General features: G+C 73.2%; 1 protein-coding gene (cut by a window edge). It reads left to right on the plus strand.

The annotated features are described in order from the left end of the window. A protein-coding gene (locus C0216_RS12695) for a type I polyketide synthase (protein WP_114055379.1) crosses the window boundary here: on the plus strand, positions 1–23187 show its 5' portion. 7671 nt of this gene lie beyond the right edge of the window; only the first 23187 of its 30858 coding nucleotides appear in the window; the start codon lies at positions 1–3; the stop codon falls past the right edge of the window.

Below are 23187 nucleotides of genomic sequence, written 5' to 3' on the forward strand. Positions count from 1 at the left end.
ATGGCACCCAAGGCCGGCCCCTCTTCGGAAGACAAGCTCCGCGACTACCTCAAGAGGGTCACCGCAGACCTGCGGCGCACCAAGCAGAGGCTGGAGTCCGTCGAGGCCAGGGACAACGAGCCGATCGCCATCGTCGGCATGGCCTGCCGGTTCCCCGGCGGAGTCCGTTCCCCCGAGGACCTGTGGCGGATGGTCGCCGACGGCACCGACGCCGTCGGCGACCTGCCGGAAGACCGCGGGTGGGACACCGCAGCGCTCTACGACCCCACCCCGGGAACCCCGGGGAAGAGCTACGTACGCCACGGCGGCTTCCTCGACACCGCCGCCGAGTTCGACGCCGACCTCTTCGGCATCGCCCCCCGCGAGGCCCTCGCGATGGACCCGCAGCAGCGCCTGCTGCTGGAAACCGCCTGGGAAGCCGTCGAACACGCCCGGATCAGCCCCGCCGCCCTGCGAGGCACCGAGACCGGCGTCTTCATCGGCGGCGCCGACACCGACTACGGCTCCCTCGCCAGGCAGACCGCCGAAACCGAGGGCCACCTGCTGACGGGCGGAGCGGTCAGCGTCCTCTCCGGCCGGATCTCCTACACGTTCGGCCTGGAGGGCCCGGCCGTCACCGTCGACACCGCCTGCTCCTCCTCCCTGGTCGCCCTGCACCTGGCCGTACGCGCCCTGCGGGCCGGCGAATGCACCATGGCCCTGGCCGGCGGCGTCGCGATCATGCCGACCCCCCGCCTGTTCACCGAGTTCTCCCGCCAGCGCGGTCTCGCCGCCGACGGCCGCTGCAAGCCCTTCGCCGAGGCCGCCGACGGCACCGGATGGGCGGAGGGCGTCGGCGTCCTCCTCGTGGAACGCCTGTCGGACGCCCGCCGCAACGGCCACCGGGTACTTGCCGTCGTCCGGGGCACGGCGGTCAACCAGGACGGCGCCAGCAGCCGCCTCACCGCCCCGCACGGCCCCTCCCAGCAGCGCGTCATCCAGGCGGCCCTCGCCAACGCACAGCTGGCCGCCGACCAGGTCGACGCCGTCGAGGCCCACGGCACCGGCACCACGCTCGGCGACCCGATCGAGGCGCAGGCCCTGCTCGCCACCTACGGCCGGGGCAGGCCGGCGGACCGGCCGCTGCTGCTCGGCGGCATCAAGTCGAACATCGGGCACGCACAGGCCGCGGCCGGAGTCGCCGGCGTCATCAAGATGGTCATGGCGATGCGGCACGGCGTCCTGCCCCAGACCCTGCACGTGGACCAGCCGACCTCCCACGTGGACTGGAGCGCGGGCGCCGTCGAACTCCTCACCGAGCGGACCGACTGGCCCGCCACCGGCCGCCCGCGCCGCTCGGCGGTCTCCGCCTTCGGCATCAGCGGCACCAACGCCCACGTCGTGCTGGAACAGGCCGAACAGGCCGAACAGGTCGAACAGGCCCCGGCGGAGCCGGAGGCCGGGACGGACGGGCTCGCGGCGGCGCCGGGAGCGCTGCCGTGGGTCCTGACCGGCCGCACGGAACAGGCGCTGCGGGACCAGGCCGCGCGCCTGCACGCGTATGTGGAGCAGCACGGGCCGCGCCCGGTCGACGTCGCCCTGACCCTGGCGGCCGGCCGGTCCGCCCTCGGTCACCGCGCGGTGCTGCTGGGCGGCACGCAGCCGGTGGCGGAGGGCGTGGCGCGGAGCGGCAAGACGGCGTTCCTGTTCACGGGTCAGGGCTCGCAGCGGCTCGGCATGGGCCGGGAGCTGTATGCCCGTTTCCCGGTGTTCGCTCAGGCTTTTGACGCGGTGTGTGCGGAGCTGGATGTTCCGGTGCGGGAGGTGGTCTGGGGTGAGGACGCGGATGCGCTGAACCAGACCATGTACGCCCAGGCCGCGCTGTTCGCGGTCGAGGTGGCGTTGTTCCGGCTGGTCGAGTCCTGGGGTGTCACGCCCGATTTCGTGGCGGGTCATTCGATCGGCGAGGTGGCCGCGGCGCATGTGGCGGGGGTGTTCTCGCTCGCCGACGCGTGTGCGCTGGTCTCGGCGCGCGGCCGGCTGATGCAGGCGCTGCCGGAGGGCGGTGCGATGCTGGCGGTCGCGGCGGCGGAGGACGAGGTTCTGCCGCTGCTGGGCGAGTCGGTGTCGATTGCGGCGGTCAACGGTCCCTCGGCGGTCGTGGTCTCGGGTGCCGAGGAGGCGGTCGAGTCCGTCCGAGCCCACTTCGAGGGGCTGGGGCGCAAGACGACCCTTCTGCGGGTCTCGCACGCCTTCCACTCGCCGCTGATGGACCCCATGCTGGACGAGTTCCGCGCCGTCGTGTCGGGTCTGTCGTTCTCCCCTCCTGCCCTTGCGATGACCGCAGGCACGGACGTGGTCTGCGATCCGGAGTTCTGGGTGCGGCATGTCCGCGACGCGGTGCGATTCGCCGACGGTGTGACGGCCCTGCGCGAGCAGGGCGTGACCCGGTTCCTGGAGCTCGGCCCCGACGGGGTCCTGTCCGCCATGGCCGCCGCATGCCTGCCGGAGGACGGCGACGCCCTCCTCGTGCCCCTTCTGCGCAAGGGCGTCGACGAGGAGACGGCCACGCTGACGGCCGCGGCCCGCATGTTCGTCGACGGCGCGGCCGTCGACTGGACCGCGGTGCTCCGCGGTACGGGCGCCCGCCTCATCGACCTCCCGACCTATGCCTTCCAGCACCAGCGCTACTGGCCGACGCCCGGTGCGGCACCGGCCGGTGACGTCCAGGCCGCCGGTTTCGACGCGGCCGGACACCCCCTCCTCAGCGCCTCCGTCGAACTGTCCGACGCCGAAGGCATGCTGTTCACGTCCCGCCTCTCCCTCCAGTCCCACCCCTGGCTCGCCGACCACGTCGTCCGCGGCTCGGCCCTCCTGCCCGGGACCGCCTTCCTGGAGCTCGCCATCCGCGCGGGCGACGAGGTGGGCTGCGGCACCGTCGAGGAGCTGACCCTCGCCGCACCGCTCGCCCTCCCCGAGGAGGGCGGCGTACAACTGCACCTGCGGGTGGCAGCCGCCGACGGCAACGGCCGCCGTGCGGTGACCATCCGCTCCCGCCGTGAGGGCGCCGAGGACCAGGCGTGGCTCCAGCACGCGACGGGCGTCCTGACGACCGGCGAGCGGACGGTCGCCCTCGACGCCCAGGGCGCCGCGTGGCCCCCGGCCGGCGCCGAGCCCGTCGACCTGACGGGCCTCTACGAGCGCATGTCCGAGGCCGGATTCGACTACGGCCCGGTCTTCCAGGGCCTGCGGGCCGCCTGGCAGCACGGCGAGGACGTGTACGCCGAAGTCGCCCTCCCCGAGGGCGTCGACGGCGGCGCCTACGGCCTGCACCCCGCACTGCTGGACGCCGCGCTGCACGTCACCGCGTTCAACGGAGTACCGCAGGGCGTCGTGCCGTTCGCCTGGGAAGGCGTGTCGCTGCACGCCTCCGCAGCTTCGTCGGTACGGGTGCGGGTCACCCGGACCCGCGAGGAGGCGCTCACCGTGGCAGTGGCCGACACGGCCGGCGAGCCGGTGGCATCGGTGGAATCGCTGGTGCTGCGTCCGGTCGATTCCGCCCGCACGGCGGACCCCGACCCCGTCTACGGCGTGGAGTGGACGCCGGTCCGGACGGCGGAGCCGGCGGAGGTCTCCCCGGACACGGTCGTGGCGCGGTTCTCGGGCGGCGAGGACGACGCGGACGTGGTCCGGTCGACGCACGCGCTGTCGGCGCGGGCGCTGTCCCTGGTGCAGGAGTGGCTGGGGGAGGAGCGGTCCACCGATGCCCGGCTGGTGTTCGTCACCCGCGGCGCGACGTCCGGCGAGGACCTGGCCGCTGCCGCGGTGTGGGGGCTGGTGCGGTCGGCGCAGTCGGAGCACCCGGGCCGGTTCGTGCTGGTGGACCTGGCCGGGCAGGAGCCCGAGACCGGGCTCCTGGAGACCGCGCTGGCCGTGGACGAGCCCCAGGTGCTCATCCGTGACGGCGAGGTGCTGGCCGCCCGCCTGACACGGGCCGGCACGCTTCGGGACACGGCTCCCGAGTGGGCCGGCGCGGGAACGGTCCTGGTCACCGGCGGTACCGGTGGCCTGGGCCGGGTGATCGCCCGGCACCTGGTGGTTGAGCACGGGGTACGCAGCCTCCTCCTGGTCAGCCGGAGCGGCCCCGCCGCCGAAGGCTCCGCCGAGCTGGTCGCGGAACTCGCCGGGCTGGGCGCCGAAGCCGTCGTCGAGGCCTGCGACGTCGCCGACGCGACAGCGGTGACCGGGCTGCTCTCCCGTCACGCTGTACGCGCCGTGGTTCACACGGCGGGTGTGATCGACGACGGCGTGGTCGAGGCGCTGACGCCCGAGCGGCTGTCGGCCGTCCTGCGCCCCAAGGCGGACGCCGCATGGAACCTCCACGAGGCCACCCGCGAGCTGGACCTCGCCGCGTTCGTCCTGTTCTCCTCCGTCTCCGGCCTCTTCGGCGGGCCCGGCCAGGCCAACTACGCCGCCGGGAACGTCTTCCTGGACGCCCTGGCCGCGCACCGGCGAGCCGCCGGACTGCCCGGCACCTCACTGGCCTGGGGTCCGTGGACCCAGGACGGGGGCATGACCGGCACCCTGTCCGAAGCCGACCTCCAGCGCATCTCCCGCACCGGCATGCCGGAACTCACCCCGGAACAGGGCGCCGAACTCTTCGATGCCGCCCTGCGGTCGGACGCGGCGCTGATCGCCCCCGTACGCTTCGACTTCACGGCCATGCGGGCGCAGGACGGTGTCCCCTCCCTGCTCCGCGGGCTGGTCCGGACCCGCACCCGGAGCCGGCGTTCGGCGGCCGACGGCGCACCCGATGCGCCCGCCACGGCGGGCATTCTGCGCACCCTCTCCGGCCTGGCGTCCGACGAGCGGCGCGAGGTGCTCCTCGACCTCGTACGCGGACACGTCGCCCTCGCCCTGGGGCACACCGACGCCACCGCCGTCGAACCGGCGCGGGCCTTCCAGGACCTCGGCTTCGACTCGCTGATGGCCGTCGAGCTGCGCAACCGGCTGGGCAAGGCAACAGGGCTGCGGCTTCCGGCGACTCTGGTCTTCGACCACCCGACGGCCGACGCACTGGTCGGCTTCCTGCTGGACGAGCTGTTCGGCGGCGACACGGCCGATGCGGCGGCACTGCTGCCGACGCGGATCGCGGCGGACGACGACCCGGTCGTGATCGTGGGTATGGCGTGCCGTTATCCGGGTGGGGTGGCGTCTCCGGAGGACTTGTGGCGGCTGGTGGCCGATGGTGTGGATGCCGTTGGTTCCTTCCCGGTGGACCGTGGTTGGGATGTGGAGGGTGAGTCGTTCGCGCGGGCGGGCGGTTTCCTCCGTGAGGCGGCGGAGTTCGATCCTGAGTTCTTCGGGATGAGTCCGCGTGAGGCCCTGGCCACGGATGCCCAGCAGCGGCTGCTGCTGGAGACGTCGTGGGAGGCGATCGAGCGGGCGGGTATCGACCCGGTGTCGTTGCGCGGCTCGCAGACCGGCGTCTTCGCGGGCGTCATGTACACGGACTACCGAACCCTGCTGGACGGCGAGCAGTTCGACGGGTTCCGAGGCAACGGCAGCGCACCCAGCATCGCTTCCGGCCGCGTGTCGTACACGTTCGGCTTCGAAGGCCCCGCCGTGACCGTGGACACGGCCTGCTCGTCCTCCCTGGTGGCACTCCACTGGGCGGCGCAGGCGCTGCGGTCGGGGGAGTGCTCCCTGGCGGTGGCGGGTGGTGTGACGGTGATGTCCACGCCGACGACGTTCGTGGAGTTCGCCCGTCAGGGCGGCCTTTCGTCCGATGGCCGGTGCCGGTCGTTCTCGGATTCGGCCGATGGTGTCGGCTGGGGCGAGGGTGTGGGCATGGTCGTTCTGGAGCGGCTGTCGGATGCGGTGCGCAACGGTCACCGCGTGCTGGCGGTGGTACGCGGCTCGGCGGTCAACCAGGACGGTGCGAGCAATGGTCTGACGGCTCCGAACGGTCCTTCGCAGCAGCGGGTGATCCGCCAGGCGCTGGCCGGCGGTGGTCTGTCGACGTCCGACGTGGACGTGGTGGAGGCGCACGGCACGGGTACGACGCTGGGCGACCCCATCGAGGCTCAGGCGCTGCTCGCGACCTATGGCCGGGACCGCGACGCCGAGCGCCCGTTGCTGCTCGGCTCGGTGAAGTCCAACATCGGGCACGCGCAGGCGGCCGCCGGCGTGGCCGGTGTGATCAAGATGGTCATGGCGATGCGGCACGGCATCGTGCCCAAGACGCTCAACGCCGATACGCCGTCCACGCATGTGGACTGGAGCGCGGGCGCGGTGGAGCTGGTGACCGACGGGACCGCATGGCCGGAGTCGGGCCGGGTACGGCGTGCGGGTGTGTCCTCGTTCGGTATCAGCGGGACGAATGCGCACGTGGTGCTGGAGCAGTTCGAGCCGGCCGAGGTGGAGGTGGCGGACGCGCAGCTCGTTCCGGGTGTGGTGCCGTGGCTGGTGTCCGGCAAGACCGAGGAAGCCCTTCAGGCGCAGGTCGCGCGGCTGCGGTCCTACGTGGAGGAGTCGGGGCTGCGTCCGGTGGACGTAGGTCTGTCCACCCTTGACCGCTCGGTCTTCGCTCACCGTGCGGTGGTGCTGAACGGCGATGAGGTGATCCAGGGGCAGGCGCGGTCGGGTAAGACGGCGTTCCTGTTCACCGGTCAGGGCTCGCAGCGGCTCGGCATGGGCCGGGAGCTGTATGCGCGCTTCCCGGTGTTCGCTCAGGCTTTTGACGCGGTGTGCGCGGAGCTGGATGTTCCGGTGCGGGACGTGGTCTGGGGTGAGGACGCGGAGGCGCTGAACCAGACCATGTACGCGCAGGCGGCTCTGTTCGCGGTTGAGGTGGCGTTGTTCCGGCTGGTCGAGTCGTGGGGGGTGCGGCCGGACTTCGTGGCGGGTCATTCGATCGGTGAGGTGGCTGCGGCGCATGTGGCGGGGGTGTTCTCGCTCGCCGACGCGTGTGCGCTGGTCTCGGCGCGCGGCCGGCTGATGCAGGCGCTGCCGGAGGGCGGGGCGATGCTGGCGGTCGCGGCGGCGGAGGACGAGGTCCTGCCGCTGCTGGGCGAGTCGGTGTCGGTCGCCGCGGTCAACGGCCCCTCGTCCGTCGTCGTCTCCGGTGCACAGGAGGGCGTGCAGGCGGTACGGGCCCACTTCGAGGCGCAGGGCCGGAAGACGACCGCGCTGCGGGTCTCGCACGCCTTCCACTCGCCGCTGATGGACCCCATGCTGGACGACTTCCGTACGGTGGTGTCCGGTCTGTCGTTCTCCGCGCCGGTGATCCCGATGGTGGCGGGAGCCGAGCAGGTCTGCGACCCGGAGTTCTGGGTGCGGCATGTCCGCGACGCGGTGCGATTCGCCGACAGTGTGCGGGCCCTCGACGAGGCGGGCGTGACCCGCTTCCTGGAACTCGGCCCCGACGGTGTCCTGTCCGCCATGGCCGCCGCATGCCTGCCGGAGGACGCAGACGCCCTCCTCGTGCCCCTTCTGCGGAGGAACCGCGACGAGGAGAGCTCCGCCCTCCGCGCCCTCGCCGAGCTCCACGTGAGCGGCGCCGCCACGGATTGGCCGGCCCTGTTCACCGGTACCGGCGCCCGAGTGGTCGAGCTGCCCACCTACGCCTTCCAGCACCGGCGTTACTGGCCTGTCAGCAGTGGTCTCGCGCGCGGTGGTGACATACGGCTCGCCGGTCTGGAATCGGCCGAGCACCCGTTGCTCGGAGCCGCAGTGGAGCTGGCGGACTCGGACACCTTCCTCTTCACCGGACGGCTGTCGGCGGCCACCCACCCGTGGATCGCGGATCACACGGTCGTGGGTGCGGTGCTGGTCCCGGGCACGGCCCTGGTGGACATGGTCGTCCGCGCGGGCGACGAGGCCGGGTGCCCGGCAGTGGAGGAGCTGACGCTCGCCGCGCCGCTCGTCCTGCCCGCTGAGGGCGGCGTACGCGTGCAGGTGACGGTCGGCGCGCTCGACGAGTCCGGCCGCCGGACGGTGACCGTGCACTCCCGCCCGGACGGCGCGGACGAGTCCCTCTGGATGCAGCACGCCACCGGCGTTCTCGCGCCCGCCACCGCTGCGGACCCGGCCTTCGACGCGGCCGCCTGGCCGCCGGCCGGCGCGGAGGCGCTGGACGTGTCGGAGGTGTACGAGCGGTTCGCCGAGGCCGGGTTCGCGTACGGGCCGGTGTTCCGGGGCCTGCGCGCCGCCTGGAGGCAGGGAGACGAGGTCTACGCCGAGGTATCGCTGCCGGAGGACACGGAGCTGACCGGGTTCGGTCTGCACCCTGCACTGTTCGATGCAGGCCTGCACGCGGCCGTGCTTCTCGGTGACGGGGACCGAGGCGTGCCCTTCTCGTGGTCCGGCGTGTCGCTGCATGCCTCAGGAGCGTCGGCTCTGCGGGTACGGCTGTCCCGCACGCCCGACGGGGCGATCTCGGTGGCACTGGCGGACACCGCGGGAGAGCCGGTCGCTTCCGTGGCGGCGCTCACGGTACGTCCGGTCTCCGTCGAGCAGCCGCTCGATGGGCTGTTCGGGGTGGAGTGGGTGCCGGTACCGGTGCCGGGGCCGGTGGCGGTGTCGCCGGACGTGGTGGTGCACCGGTTGGACGGTGTCTCCGGAGACGATGTCGTCGCGTCGGTGCATGCGCTGTCGGCGCGGGTGCTGGCGTGGGTGCAGGAGCTGCCGGAGGCGTCGCGGCTGGTGTTGGTGACGCGCGGTGCGGTGGCGGGTGCGGACCTGGCCGCGGCCGCGGTGTGGGGTCTGGTGCGGTCGGCGCAGTCGGAACAGCCGGGCCGGTTCGTGCTGGTGGATGTGGAGGGCGAGGAGCCGGCCGGTCTGCTGGAGTCCGTACTGGCCCTCGACGAACCCCAGCTGCTGGTACGGGACGGCCTGTTCCTCGCCGCGCGCCTGGCCCGGGTCGAGCCCGTACAGGGGACCGATCCCGCATGGGCGGGTGAGGGCGCCGTCCTGATCACCGGTGGCACGGGTGGCCTGGGTCGGGCCGTGGCCCGCCACCTGGTGGCGGAGCACGGTGTGCGCAGCCTGCTCCTCGTCAGCCGCAGCGGCCTCGCGGCGGACGGCGCGACGGACCTCGTCGCCGAGCTGGAGCGGCAGGACGTACGGGTCGCGGTCGAGTCCTGCGACGTCGCCGAGCCCGCGGCCGTACACGACCTGTTCGGCCGGTACGACGTACGGGCTGTGATCCACACCGCGGGCGTGATCGACGACGGCGTGATCGGCTCGCTGACGGGCGAGAGGCTCTCGGCCGTGCTGCGGCCGAAGGCGGACGCGGCCTGGAACCTGCACGAGGCCACGAAGGAGCGCGAGCTTGCGGCGTTCGTCGTGTTCTCCTCCGTCGCCGCGGCATTCGGCAGCGCCGGGCAGGCGAACTACGCCGCCGGCAACTCCTTCCTGGACGCCTTGGCCGCGCACCGGCGGGCCGCGGGTCTGCCCGGCTCCTCACTCGCCTGGGGTCCCTGGGCGCGAACCGGTGGCATGACAGGTTCCCTCACCGACGCCGAGGTGGAGCGCATCACCCGGCTGGGCATGCCGCCGTTGTCCGTGGAGGACGGCCTGGGACTCTTCGACGCCGCGCTCTCGGCAGGGCGCCCCGCGATCCTGCCGGTCCGCCTCGACCTGGCCGCGATGCGGGCACTGGGCGAGGTCCCGGCACTGCTCCGCGGACTGATCCGGACCCGGCCGCGCCGCAGCATACGTACGGGGTCGGCCGATGCGGCCGGCCTGCGGACGAGGCTGTCCGCCCTTCCCGCCGCGGAGCGGCACGCGGCCGTGCTCGACCTGGTGCGCACAGAGATCGCGCGGGTGCTCGGGCACGGAGGCGCGGCCGATGTCGATCCGGCACGGGCCTTCCAGGACCTGGGCTTCGACTCCCTGACGGCGGTCGAGCTGCGCAACCGCATGGGTTCGGTGACGGGGCTGCGGCTGCCCGCGACGGTGGTCTTCGACTACCCGACGGCGGACGCGCTCGCCGGATTCGTCCGCGACGAGATCCTCGGGGGAGAAGCCGAGTCCGCTCCTGCGGTCGTGCGGCAGGCCGCGGCGGACGACGACCCGGTCGTGATCGTGGGTATGGCGTGCCGTTATCCGGGTGGGGTGGCGTCTCCGGAGGACTTGTGGCGGCTGGTGGCCGATGGTGTGGATGCCGTTGGTTCCTTCCCGGTAGACCGTGGTTGGGATGTGGAGGGTGAGTCGTTCGCGCGGGCGGGCGGTTTCCTCCGTGAGGCGGCGGAGTTCGATCCTGAGTTCTTCGGGATGAGTCCGCGTGAGGCGCTCGCGACGGATGCCCAGCAGCGGTTGCTGCTGGAGACGTCGTGGGAGGCGATCGAGCGGGCGGGTATCGACCCGGTGTCGCTGCGCGGCTCGCAGACCGGCGTGTTCGCGGGCGTCATGTACAGCGACTACGCCGGCCTGCTCGGTGGCCGTGAGTTCGAAGGCCAGCAGGGAAGCGGCAGTGCGGGCAGCATCGCCTCGGGTCGTGTCTCGTACGCGCTGGGTTTGGAGGGCCCGGCGGTGACGGTGGACACGGCGTGTTCGTCGTCGCTGGTGGCGATGCACCTCGCGGCGCAGGCGCTGCGGTCGGGGGAGTGCTCCCTGGCGGTGGCGGGTGGTGTGACGGTGATGTCCACGCCGACGACGTTCGTGGAGTTCGCCCGTCAGGGCGGCCTTTCGTCCGATGGCCGGTGCCGGTCGTTCTCGGATTCGGCCGATGGTGTCGGCTGGGGCGAGGGTGTGGGCATGGTCGTTCTGGAGCGGCTGTCGGATGCGGTGCGCAACGGTCACCGCGTGCTGGCCGTCGTGCGCGGCTCGGCGGTCAACCAGGACGGTGCGAGCAATGGTCTGACGGCTCCGAACGGTCCTTCGCAGCAGCGGGTGATCCGCCAGGCGCTGGCCGGCGGTGGTCTGTCGACGTCCGACGTGGACGTGGTGGAGGCGCACGGCACGGGTACGACGCTGGGCGACCCCATCGAGGCCCAGGCCCTGATCGCGACCTACGGCCAGGACCGTCCGGAGGGCCGGCCGTTGTGGCTGGGGTCGCTGAAGTCGAACATCGGGCACGCGCAGGCCGCCGCCGGTGTTGCGGGTGTCATCAAGATGGTCATGGCGATGCGGCACGGCGTGCTGCCGCGCACGCTGCACGTGGATGCTCCGTCCTCGCATGTGGACTGGGCGGCGGGTGAGGTGGAGCTCCTGGCGGAGCAGCGTGCCTGGCCGGAGTCGGGCCGGGTGCGGCGTGCGGGTGTGTCCTCGTTCGGTATCAGCGGGACGAACGCGCACGTGGTGCTGGAGCAGTTCGAGCCGGCCGAGGTGGAGGTGGCGGACGCGCAGGTCGTTCCGGGTGTGGTGCCGTGGCTGGTGTCCGGCAAGACGGAGGACGCGCTTGAGGCCCAGGTGGCGCGGCTGCGTGCGTACGTGGAGGAGTCGGGGCTGCGTCCGGTGGACGTGGGTCTGTCCACCCTTGACCGCTCGGTCTTCGCTCACCGTGCGGTGGTGCTGAACGGCGATGAGGTGATCCAGGGGCGGGCGCGGTCGGGCAAGACGGCGTTCCTGTTCACCGGGCAGGGCTCGCAGCGGCTTGGGATGGGGCGTGAGCTGTACGCGCGCTTCCCGGCCTTCGCGCGGGCCTTCGACGCGGTGTGCGCCGAGCTGGAGGTTCCGGTGCGGGAGGTGGTCTGGGGTGAGGACGCGGAGGCGCTGAACCAGACCATGTACGCCCAAGCCGCGCTGTTCGCGGTCGAGGTGGCGTTGTTCCGGCTGGTCGAGTCCTGGGGTGTCACGCCCGACTTCGTGGCGGGTCATTCGATCGGCGAGGTGGCCGCGGCGCATGTGGCGGGGGTGTTCTCGCTCGCCGACGCGTGTGCGCTGGTCTCGGCGCGCGGCCGGCTGATGCAGGCGCTGCCCGAGGGCGGTGCGATGCTGGCGGTCGCGGCGGCGGAGGACGAGGTCCTGCCGCTGCTGGGCGAGTCGGTGTCGGTCGCCGCGGTCAACGGCCCCTCGTCCGTGGTCGTCTCCGGTGCCGAGGACGCGGTCGAGTCCGTCCGCGCCCACTTCGAGGGGCTGGGCCGCAAGACGACCCTTCTGCGGGTCTCGCACGCCTTCCACTCGCCGCTGATGGACCCCATGCTGGACGACTTCCGCGCGGTGGTGTCCGGTCTGTCGTTCTCCGCGCCGGTGATCCCGATGGTGGCGGGAGCCGAGCAGGTCTGCGACCCGGAGTTCTGGGTGCGGCATGTCCGCGACGCGGTGCGATTCGCCGACAGTGTGCGGGCCCTCGACGAGGCGGGCGTGACCCGCTTCCTGGAACTCGGCCCCGACAGCGTGCTCTCGGCCGTGGGCCAGGAATCGGCCGGGCCCGATGCCCTGTTCGTCGCCGCCCTGCGCAGGGGCCGCGACGAGGAGGCGACCGTCGTCCGCGCCGTGGCCGAGCTGTACGTCGACGGCCTGAGCACGGACTGGAGCGCCCTGTTCGCAGGGACCGGCGCCGGCCGGGTCGAGCTGCCCACCTACGCCTTCCAACGGCAGCGCTACTGGCCCGCCGGGGCGGTGCTGCGAGCGGGTGACGTGAGGTTCGCGGGGCTCGGCGCGGCCGAGCACCCGATGCTGAGCGCGTGCGTGGGCCTGGCCGACGAGGACGGGACGGTACTGACCGGCCGCCTCTCCCGCCAGACCCACCCGTGGCTGGCCGACCACACCGTGAAGGGCGCGGTACTGGTGCCCGGCACCGGTCTGCTCGAACTCGCCCTGCGGGCAGGCGCCGAGGTCGGCTGTGAGGTCCTGGAGGAACTGAACCTCACCGCACCGCTCCCCCTGCCCGAGCAGGGCGGCGTACAGCTACAGGTGCGGGTGTCGGAGCCGGAGGAGACCGGCCGTCGCACGGTCGGTGTGTACTCGTGCACCGAAGGAACCGGCGACGGGATGTGGGTCCGGCACGCCCACGGTGTGCTGCGCCCCGACGCCGTGGACGCGGCCGTGTTCGACGCGGTGGCCTGGCCGCCCGCGGACGCGGAGGTCGTCCCGGTCGAAGGCGCCTATGAGCGGTTCGCGGAAGCCGGGTTCGGCTACGGGCCGGTGTTCCGTGGGCTGCGGGCTGTGTGGCGGCGCGGTGAGGAGCTGTTCGCCGAGGTCGCGCTCCCCGAGAAGGAGCGCGAGGCGGCGGGCCGGTTCGGCCTGCACCCCGCGCTGCTGGATGCCTCTCTGCATGCGGGGCTGCTGGAGGGTGACACGGACGACACGGTCGTTCCCTTCGCCTGGAACGACGTGGTGTTGCACGCGGTGGGCGCGTCCGAGGTCCGGGTGCGTCTGACCCGTGTCGGCGACGAGGGCCTGTCCCTGCAGATGGCGGACACGGCCGGACAGCCCGTGCTGTCCGTGGGCGCGATGCTCAGCCGTCTGGTCTCGGCGGAGCAGCTGGGGACTTCCCGTCCTCCGCTGTTCGGTGTCGAGTGGTCGGTGGTTCCGGCGGTTGCCGGTGGTGCGGATGTGTCGTGGGTTGGTTGGGAGGAGGTGCCTGCTGAGGGTCCGGTGCCGGGTGTGGTGGTGTTGGACTGTGCTGCCGGTGTTGCCTCGGGTGATGTTCCGTCCGGTGTGCGTGCGGTGTCGTACCGGGTGTTGGATGTGGTGCGGTCGTGGCTGGCTGACGAGCGGTTCGCGGCGTCGCGTCTGGTGGTGGTGACGCGTGGTGCGGTTGCGGTGTCGGAGAGTGCCGGGCTGGATGTGGTGCAGGCGCCGGTGTGGGGTCTGGTGCGTGCGGCGCAGGCGGAGAACCCGGGCCGGTTCGTGCTGGTCGATGTGGAGCCGGGTGCGGCCGTCGGTGAGGTGTTGCGGGCGCTGGCGTCCGGGGAGCCGGAGCCGGAGTCTGCGGTGCGGGCGGGTGAGGTGTGGGTGCCTCGCCTGGTCCGGCTGGAGGCGTCGGGTGACCGTGTTCCCGTGTTTGCTGCCGGGGGTTCGGTGCTGGTCACCGGTGGTACGGGTGGTCTGGGTGCGGTGGTGGCCCGTCGTCTGGTGGCGGAGTACGGGGTGCGGCATCTGGTGCTGACCAGTCGGAGGGGTCTTGCGGCTCCCGGGGCTGAGGAGTTGGCGGCGGAGCTGGCGGGGCTGGGTGCCGGGGTCCGTGTCGCCGCGTGTGATGTGTCGGACCGGGAGGCGCTGGCGGAGCTGCTGGCCGAGACGGTCGCGGAGCGTCCGCTGACCGCCGTCTTCCACGCCGCCGGCATCAGCAGCAACGCGCTCGTCGGCGCTCTGACCGAGGACCGCTTCGACGCCGTCCTCGCCCCCAAGGCGGATGCCGCCTGGCATCTGCACGAGCTGACGCGCGGGATGGACCTGGCCGCGTTCGTGATGTTCTCCTCGGCGGGTGGTCTCGTGCTGACCGCCGGGCAGGGCAACTACGCGGCGGCGAACGTCTTCCTCGACGCCCTCGCCGCACACCGGGCGGCCGAAGGACTGCCCGCCACCTCCATGGCCTTCGCCCTGTGGGATGCGGGAGTCGGCATGGGTACGGACCTCGCCGACGTGGACCGCAAGCGGATGGCGGCCCAGGGCCTGCCCGTCCTGACGGCCGAAACCGGCCTGGAGCTCTTCCGCTCGGCGCTGTGCTCCGCCCGACCCGTCGTCGTGCCCGCCACGGTCGACACCGCCGCCCTGCGCACCCGTACCGACGAGATACCCGCCCTGCTGCGCGGGCTCGCCCCCCGGCGCACCCGCCGGGCGGCCGCCGGATCCGGCAGCGCAGCAGCCGCCTCGCTGACGCGGCGGCTGGCCGGCCTGTCGGCGGGGGAGCGCCGGCGTACGGTGCTGCACCTGGTGCGCTCGCAGGTCGCGTCCGTGCTCGGGCACGCCTCGGCCGAGGCGGTCGGCGCGGACCGGGCCTTCCAGGAGCTGGGCTTCGACTCGCTCGCCGCGACCGAGCTCCGCAACCACCTGAACCAGGCCACCGGCCTGCGCCTGCCCGCCACCCTCGCCTTCGACCACCCCAACGCCGAAGCCGTCACCGACCACGTCCTCACCCTCCTCGGCGCGTCCGACGAGGCATCCGACGCGGCGGCACGGGGAACCGACCACCAGCGCCCCGTGGACGGCGACCCGATCGCGATCGTCGGCATGGCCTGCCGCTACCCGGGCGGGGTGACCTCGCCCGAGGAACTGTGGCGACTGCTCGTGGACGGCGGGGACACCGTCTCCGACCTTCCCGCCGACCGCGGCTGGAACATCGAGGACCTGTACGACCCGGAGCCCGGCAAGGAAGGCAAGAGCTACACGCGCCGCGGCAGCTTCCTCCACGAGGCGGCGGACTTCGACCCTGCCTTCTTCGGCATCTCGCCCCGCGAGGCCCTCTACATGGACCCGCAGCAGCGGCTGCTGCTCGAAACCTCCTGGGAGGCCCTGGAGCGGGCCGGCATCGACCCCGCCACGCTCAAGGGCAGCCGCACCGGCGTCTTCGCGGGCGTGATGTACCACGACTACGCACTGGGCGCGCACCCTTCCGGCACCAGCGGAGGCAGCGTCGTGTCCGGCCGGGTCTCCTACACGCTGGGCCTGGAGGGCCCGGCGGTCACGGTGGACACCGCCTGCTCGTCCTCCCTGGTGGCCCTGCACCTCGCCGTGCAGGCCCTTCGGGCGGGAGAGTGCACCCTGGCCCTGGCCGGCGGCGCGACCGTCATGTCCACGCCCGGCATGTTCATCGAGTTCAGCCGTCAGCGCGGCCTCTCCGTCGACGGCCGCTGCAAGGCGTTCGCAGCCGGAGCGGACGGCGTCGGCTGGTCCGAGGGCGTCGGTGTGCTGCTCGTCGAGCGGCTGTCCGACGCGCAGCGCAACGGGCACCAGGTCCTGGCCGTGATCCGAGGATCCGCGGTCAACCAGGACGGCGCCAGCAACGGCTTCACCGCCCCCAACGGGCCCTCGCAGCAGCGCGTCATCCGCCAGGCCCTTGCCTCCGCCGGCCTGTCGGCCGCCGAGGTGGACGCGGTCGAGGCGCACGGCACCGGCACCACGCTCGGCGACCCGATCGAGGCACAGGCGCTCATCGCCACGTACGGACAGGACCGGCCGGAGGACCGGCCGTTCCTCCTCGGCTCCATCAAGTCGAACATCGGGCACGCACAGGCCGGGGCCGGCGTCGCAGGCGTGATCAAGATGGTCATGGCCATGCGGGAGGGTGTCCTGCCGCGCACGCTGCACGTGGACGAGCCCTCGCTGCACGTGGACTGGACCGAGGGCGCGGTGGAGCTGCTCCGGGAAGCGGTGGAATGGCCCGAGACCGGCCGTCCCCGCCGTGCGAGCGTCTCGGCGTTCGGTATCAGCGGCACCAACGCGCACGTGATCCTGGAACAGGGAGCCGTGGACGGGCCGGTCCCGCAGGCCGGGGCCGGGGCCGTGGCGGGACCGGAGGCCGGCGTACTTCCGTGGCTGGTGTCCGCGGCGACTCCGGAAGCCCTGCGCGAGCAGGCCGCACGCCTGCTCGCGTACGTCGAGTCCCGGCCGGGCCAGTCCCTGGCGCTGACCGCGGGCGCGCTGGCGACCACGCGGACCGGGCTGGAGCAGCGGGCGGCAGTCGTCGCCGCCGGACGCGAAGAACTGACCGAGGCACTGCGCGGTCTGGCCGCGGGCGACGTGCCGCTTCCGGCCGGTGTCGTCACCGCGTCCGCCCGGGGGGCCGGAACGTGTGCGTTCCTGTTCTCGGGGCAGGGTTCGCAGCGGCTTGGGATGGGGCGTGAGCTGTACGCGCGCTTCCCGGCCTTCGCGCGGGCCTTCGACGCGGTGTGCGCGGAGCTGGATGTTCCGGTGCGGGAGGTGGTCTGGGGTGAGGACGCCGAGGCGCTGAACCAGACCATGTACGCGCAGGCGGCTCTGTTCGCCGTCGAGGTGGCGTTGTTCCGGCTGGTCGAGTCGTGGGGGGTGCGGCCGGACTTCGTGGCCGGTCACTCGATCGGCGAGGTGGCTGCGGCGCACGTGGCCGGGGTGTTCTCCCTGCGGGATGCGTGTGCGCTGGTCTCGGCGCGCGGCCGGCTGATGGACGCGCTCCCGGAGGGCGGGGCGATGCTCGCCGTCCAGGCGACGGAGGAGGAAGTCCTGCCGCTGCTGGGCGCGTCGGTGTCGGTCGCCGCGGTCAACGGCCCCTCGGCCGTGGTCGTCTCCGGCGCACAGGAGGGCGTGCAGGCGGTACGGGCCCACTTCGAGGCGCAGGGCCGGAAGACGACCGCGCTGAGGGTCTCGCACGCCTTCCACTCGCCGCTGATGGACCCCATGCTGGACGACTTCCGCACGGTGGTGTCGGGACTGTCCTTCTCCGTGCCGGCCCTGCCGGTCGTCTCCAACCTGACGGGCGCGATCGCCGACAGCGAGCGGCTGTGCACCCCGGAGTACTGGGTGGGCCATGTCCGCGAGGCGGTCCGCTTCGCCGACGGCATCCGCACCCTGACCGACCTGGGCGTGACCCGCTTCCTGGAACTCGGCCCCGACGCCGTGCTCTCCGGCATGGCCGCGGACTGCTCGGACGGTACGCCCGCCCTGCCCGTGCTGCGCGCGGGCCGGGACGAGGCCACCACGCTGGTGTCGGCGCTCGCCGCCCTCCACTGCGGCGGAATCGCCGTGGACTGGCGGGCGTTCTTCGCCGGTACGGGCACGGATGCCGGCGCGGGCGCCGGCCAGGCACACGTCGACCTGCCGACGTACGCGTTCCAGCGCCGGCGGTACTGGCTGGACGCGACCCAGGGGGTGGCCGACCTGGACTCGGTCGGTGTCGCCTCCGCGGATCACCCGCTGCTGGGCACGGCGATGGAACTCGTCACGGCCGACGGCTACCTCTTCACCGGCCGCCTCTCGCTCCGGACACACCCCTGGCTGGCGGACCACACGGTGATGGGCGCGGTCCTCGTGCCCGGCACCGGTCTGCTCGAACTCGCCCTGCGGGCAGGCGCCGAGGTCGGCTGCGCCGGGGTGGAGGAGCTGACGCTCGCGGCGCCGCTGGTGCTGCCCCTGGAGGGCGGCGTACAGGTACAGGTGTGGGTCGGTGAGCCGGACGCGTCCGGCCGCCGCCCGGTCACCGTGCACTCCCGGCCGGACGGGGAACAGGACGGCGGATGGGTCCGGCACGCCGGCGGCGTGCTCGGCACGGCGAGTGCCGCGGACGCGGCCGCCGGGTTCGACGCGGCGGCCTGGCCGCCGGCCGGCGCCGAGCCGGTGTCCCTCGACGGTGCCTACGAAGGCTTCGCCGGGGCCGGATTCGGCTACGGGCCGGTGTTCCGTGGCCTGCGGGCGGTGTGGCGGCGCGGTGAGGAGCTGTTCGCCGAGGTCGCGCTGCCGGCGGAGGAGCGGGACACCGCGGGCCGGTTCGGCCTGCACCCCGCCCTCCTTGACGCCGCGATGCACGCGGCGATCCTGACGAGCACGGGCGAGACCGCGATTCCGTTCGTCTGGAACGACGTGGCCCTGCATGCGGTCGGCGCCGCCGAGGCACGGGTGCGACTGACCCGTGTCGGCGAGGACGGCTGGGCGCTCGCCCTCGCCGATGTCACCGGCACGCCGGTCCTCTCGGTCGGCTCGATGGTCAGCCGGCCGGTCTCGGCGGAGCAGCTGGGAGCCCCCGGGAGCCCCCTGTTCGGTGTCGAGTGGTCGGTGGTTCCGGCGGTTGCCGGTGGTGCGGATGTGTCGTGGGTTGGTTGGGAGGAGGTGCCTGCTGAGGGTTCGGTGCCGGGTGTGGTGGTGTTGGACTGTGCTGCCGGTGTTGCCTCGGGTGATGTTCCGTCCGGTGTGCGTGCGGTGTCGTACCGGGTGTTGGATGTGGTGCGGTCGTGGCTGGCTGATGAGCGGTTTGCGGCGTCGCGTCTGGTGGTGGTGACGCGTGGTGCGGTCGCGGTGTCGGAGAGTGCCGGGCTGGATGTGGTGCAGGCGCCGGTGTGGGGTCTGGTGCGTGCGGCGCAGGCGGAGAACCCGGGCCGGTTCGTGCTGGTCGATGTGGAGCCGGGTGCGGCCGTCGGTGAGGTGTTGCGGGCGCTGGCGTGCGGGGAGCCGGAGCCGGAGTCTGCGGTGCGGGCGGGTGAGGTGTGGGTGCCTCGCCTGGTCCGGCTGGAGGCGTCGGGTGACCGTGTTCCCGTGTTTGCTGCCGGGGGTTCGGTGCTGGTCACCGGTGGTACGGGTGGTCTGGGTGCGGTGGTGGCCCGTCGTCTGGTGGCGGAGTACGGGGTGCGGCATCTGGTGCTGACCAGTCGGAGGGGTCTTGCGGCTCCCGGGGCTGAGGAGTTGGCGGCGGAGCTGGCCGGGCTGGGTGCCGGGGTCCGTGTCGCCGCGTGCGATGTGTCGGACCGGGAGGCGCTGGCGGAGCTGCTGGCCGAGACGGTCGCGGAGCGTCCGCTGACCGCCGTCTTCCACGCCGCCGGCATCGGAGACAGCACCGTCATGGCCGCGCTCACACACGAGCAGGTGGACACGGTCTACGCCCCCAAGGCGGATGCCGCCTGGCATCTGCACGAGCTGACGCGCGGGATGGACCTGGCCGCGTTCGTGATGTTCTCCTCGGCGGGTGGTCTCGTGCTGACCGCCGGGCAGGGCAACTACGCGGCGGCGAACGTCTTCCTCGACGCCCTCGCCGCACACCGGGCGGCCGAAGGACTGCCCGCCACCTCCATGGCCTTCGGCCTCTGGGAGGTCGGCGGCGGGCTCGGGGCGTACCTGCGGGACGTGGACCGCAAGCGGATGGCCGCCCAAGGCGTACCGCCGCTGACCCACGAGGCCGGCCTGGCCCTGTTCGACGCGGCCCTGCGGTCCGAGCGCCCCAACGTCGTCCCCGTACGGGTCGACACGGCCGCCCTGCGCAGCCGCAAGGACGAGGTACCCGCGCTCCTGCGCGGCCTCGCGCCCGTCGTACGGCGGGCCGCGGCGGCCGGCAGCGGCACCGCCGCCGAGCCGGCCCTGAACGACCGGCTGGCCGGCCTGTCGGCGGGGGAGCGCCGACGTACGGTGCTGCACCTGGTGCGCTCGCAGGTCGCGTCCGTGCTCGGGCACGCCTCGGCCGAGGCGGTCGGCGCGGACCGGGCCTTCCAGGAGCTGGGCTTCGACTCGCTCGCCGCGACCGAGCTCCGCAACCACCTGAACCAGGCCACCGGCCTGCGCCTGCCCGCCACCCTCGCCTTCGACCACCCCAACGCCGAAGCCGTCACCGACCACGTCCTCACCCTCCTCGGCAGCAGCGGACCGGGCGACATGTCGGGTGAGGACGAGGTCCGCGAGGCACTCCGATCCATCCCGACCAGCCGGCTGCGCGACGCCGGCCTGATCGACAGCCTCCTGGAACTCGCGGAGGTCCGGGTCACTTCCGCGGACCTCGCCCACGAGCCGGAACAGGAACAGGATCAGGACACCGCCGAGGACGCGGACGGCACGGCCCTCGCGGCCGCCCGCCGCGAGACCGCCCGCCTGCGCGCCGACAACCGCAGGCTCGCCGCCGACCGGCACGAGCCCATCGCGATCGTCGGCATGTCCTGCCGCTACCCGGGCGGAGTGACCAGCCCCGAGGACCTCTGGCGACTCGTCACCTCCGGCGGCGACGCGATCTCCGCGTTCCCCACCGACCGCGGCTGGGACCTGTCCACCCTGCGTGACCCGAAGGGCAGCGGCCCGGACGCGTACTACACGCGCACCGGCGGATTCCTCGACGGAGCAGCCGACTTCGATCCTGCCTTCTTCGGCATCTCGCCGCGCGAGGCCCTCGCCATGGACCCGCAGCAGCGGATCACCCTGGAACTGGCCTGGGAGGCACTGGAACGCGCGGGCATCGACCCGACCTCGCTCCGGGGCAGCCGGACCGGCGTGTTCGCCGGCGTGATGTACCACGACTACCCGGGCAGCGACGGCAACGGCAGCGTGGTCTCGGGCCGCGTCTCCTACAAGCTCGGCCTCGAAGGCCCCGCCGTCGCCGTCGACACCGCCTGCTCGTCCTCGCTCGTCGCGCTGCACCTCGCGGTCCAGGCGCTGCGGCAGGGGGACTGTTCGCTGGCGCTGACCGGCGGTGTGACGGTGATGGCGACGCCCGGGGTGTTCGTCGAGTTCGGCCGTCAGGGCGGACTCGCCTCCGACGGCCGCTGCAAGTCGTTCGCCTCGGCGGCCGACGGCACCGGATTCGCCGAAGGGGCGGGCTTCCTCGTCGTCGAGCGGCTCTCGGACGCGGTCCGCAACGGGCACCAGGTGCTCGCCGTGATCCGCGGCTCCGCCGTCAACCAGGACGGTGCCTCCAACGGCCTGACCGCGCCGAACGGCCCCTCCCAGCGCCGGGTGATCCGCCAGGCCCTCGCCAACGCGCGGCTCGCCGCCGACCAGGTCGACGCCGTCGAGGCGCACGGCACCGGCACGACGCTCGGCGACCCGATCGAGGCGCAGGCACTGCTGGCCACGTACGGCCAGGGGCGGCCGGCGGACCGGCCGCTGTGGCTGGGCTCGGTCAAGTCCAACATCGGCCACTCGCAGGCCGCGGCCGGCGTGGCCGGCGTCATCAAGATGGTCATGGCGATGCGCCACGAGGCCCTCCCGGCCACCCTGCACGTGGACGAACCGAGCCACGAGGTCGACTGGAGCGCGGGTGACGTACGGCTGCTCACCGAGGCCCGCGGGTGGGCCGCGGACGGCCGGCGTACGCGCCGCGCGGGAGTCTCGTCCTTCGGTATCAGCGGCACCAACGCACACGTGATCGTCGAGGAGGCCCCGATGAACCCGGCAGCCCACGTCGCCGGGCCCCGGTCCGAGTCCAGGCCGGGCGACGGATCCGAGGCCCCCGCCTCGATCGTGGTGTCCGCCGCGACGCCCGACGCCCTGCGCGCCCAGGCCGGACGCCTGCTCGCGCTCGTCGGCGAGACCGAGGCGATCCGCCCCTTCGACCTCGGTTACTCGCTCGCCACGACACGGGCGGCGCTCCAACACCGCGCCGCGTTCGCGGCAGCGGACCGGGACCAGCTCCTGTCCGGCCTCGCAGCCGTGGCGCGCGGCGAGACGGCCGCGGCCGTCGCGACCTCCGCACCCCTCGCGTTCCTGTTCTCGGGGCAGGGTTCGCAGAGGCTTGGGATGGGGCGTGAGCTGTATGCCCGTTTCCCGGTGTTCGCTCAGGCTTTTGACGCGGTGTGTGCGGAGCTGGATGTTCCGGTGCGGGAGGTGGTCTGGGGTGAGGACGCGGAGGCGCTGAACCAGACCATGTACGCGCAGGCGGCTCTGTTCGCGGTCGAGGTGGCGTTGTTCCGGCTGGTCGAGTCGTGGGGGGTGCGGCCGGACTTCGTGGCCGGTCACTCGATCGGTGAGGTGGCCGCGGCGCACGTGGCGGGGGTGTTCTCGCTGCGGGATGCGTGTGCGCTGGTCTCGGCGCGCGGCCGGCTGATGGACGCGCTGCCGGAGGGCGGTGCGATGCTGGCGGTCGCGGCGGCGGAGGACGAGGTCCTTCCGCTGCTGGGCGAGTCGGTGTCGGTCGCCGCGGTCAACGGCCCCTCGTCCGTGGTCGTCTCGGGTGCCGAGGACGCGGTCGACGCCGTCCGCGCCCACTTCGAGGGGCTGGGCCGCAAGACGACCCGTCTGCGGGTCTCGCACGCCTTCCACTCGCCGCTGATGGACCCCATGCTGGACGGCTTCCGCACGGCCCTGGCCGGGCTCTCCTTCGGCAAGCCCGCGATCCCCGTCGTCTCCAACCTGACCGGCCGCCTCGCCGACAGCGAGCGGCTGGGCACCCCGGAGTACTGGGTGGGCCATGTCCGCGAGGCGGTCCGCTTCGCCGACGGCATCCGCACCCTGACCGACCTGGGCGTGACCCGCTTCCTGGAACTCGGCCCCGACGGTGTCCTCACCGCCATGGCCCAGGAGCCGGCCGCCGAGGGCGCCGCCCTGGTGCCCGTGCTGCGCAGGAACACCGCGGAGGAGTCCGCCGTACGGCAGGCCGTATGCCGCCTCCACGCGCACGGCGTGAAGGTCGACTGGACCGCCTTCTACGCGGACACGGCGGCCCGGCGCGTCGACCTGCCCACCTACCCCTTCCAGCACCGGCGGTTCTGGCCGGCGGTCATGGCGTACGCGGGCAGCGCGGAATCCGTGGGCCTCAAGCCGGCGGAACACCCCCTGCTGACCGGCACGGTCGAACTGGCCGGATCCGCAGGACACTTGTTCACCGGCCGGCTGTCGGTGCAGTCGCACCCCTGGCTCGCGGACCACGCGGTCATG

This window comes from Streptomyces globosus (assembly GCF_003325375.1).
Lineage (GTDB): Bacteria > Actinomycetota > Actinomycetes > Streptomycetales > Streptomycetaceae > Streptomyces > Streptomyces globosus_A.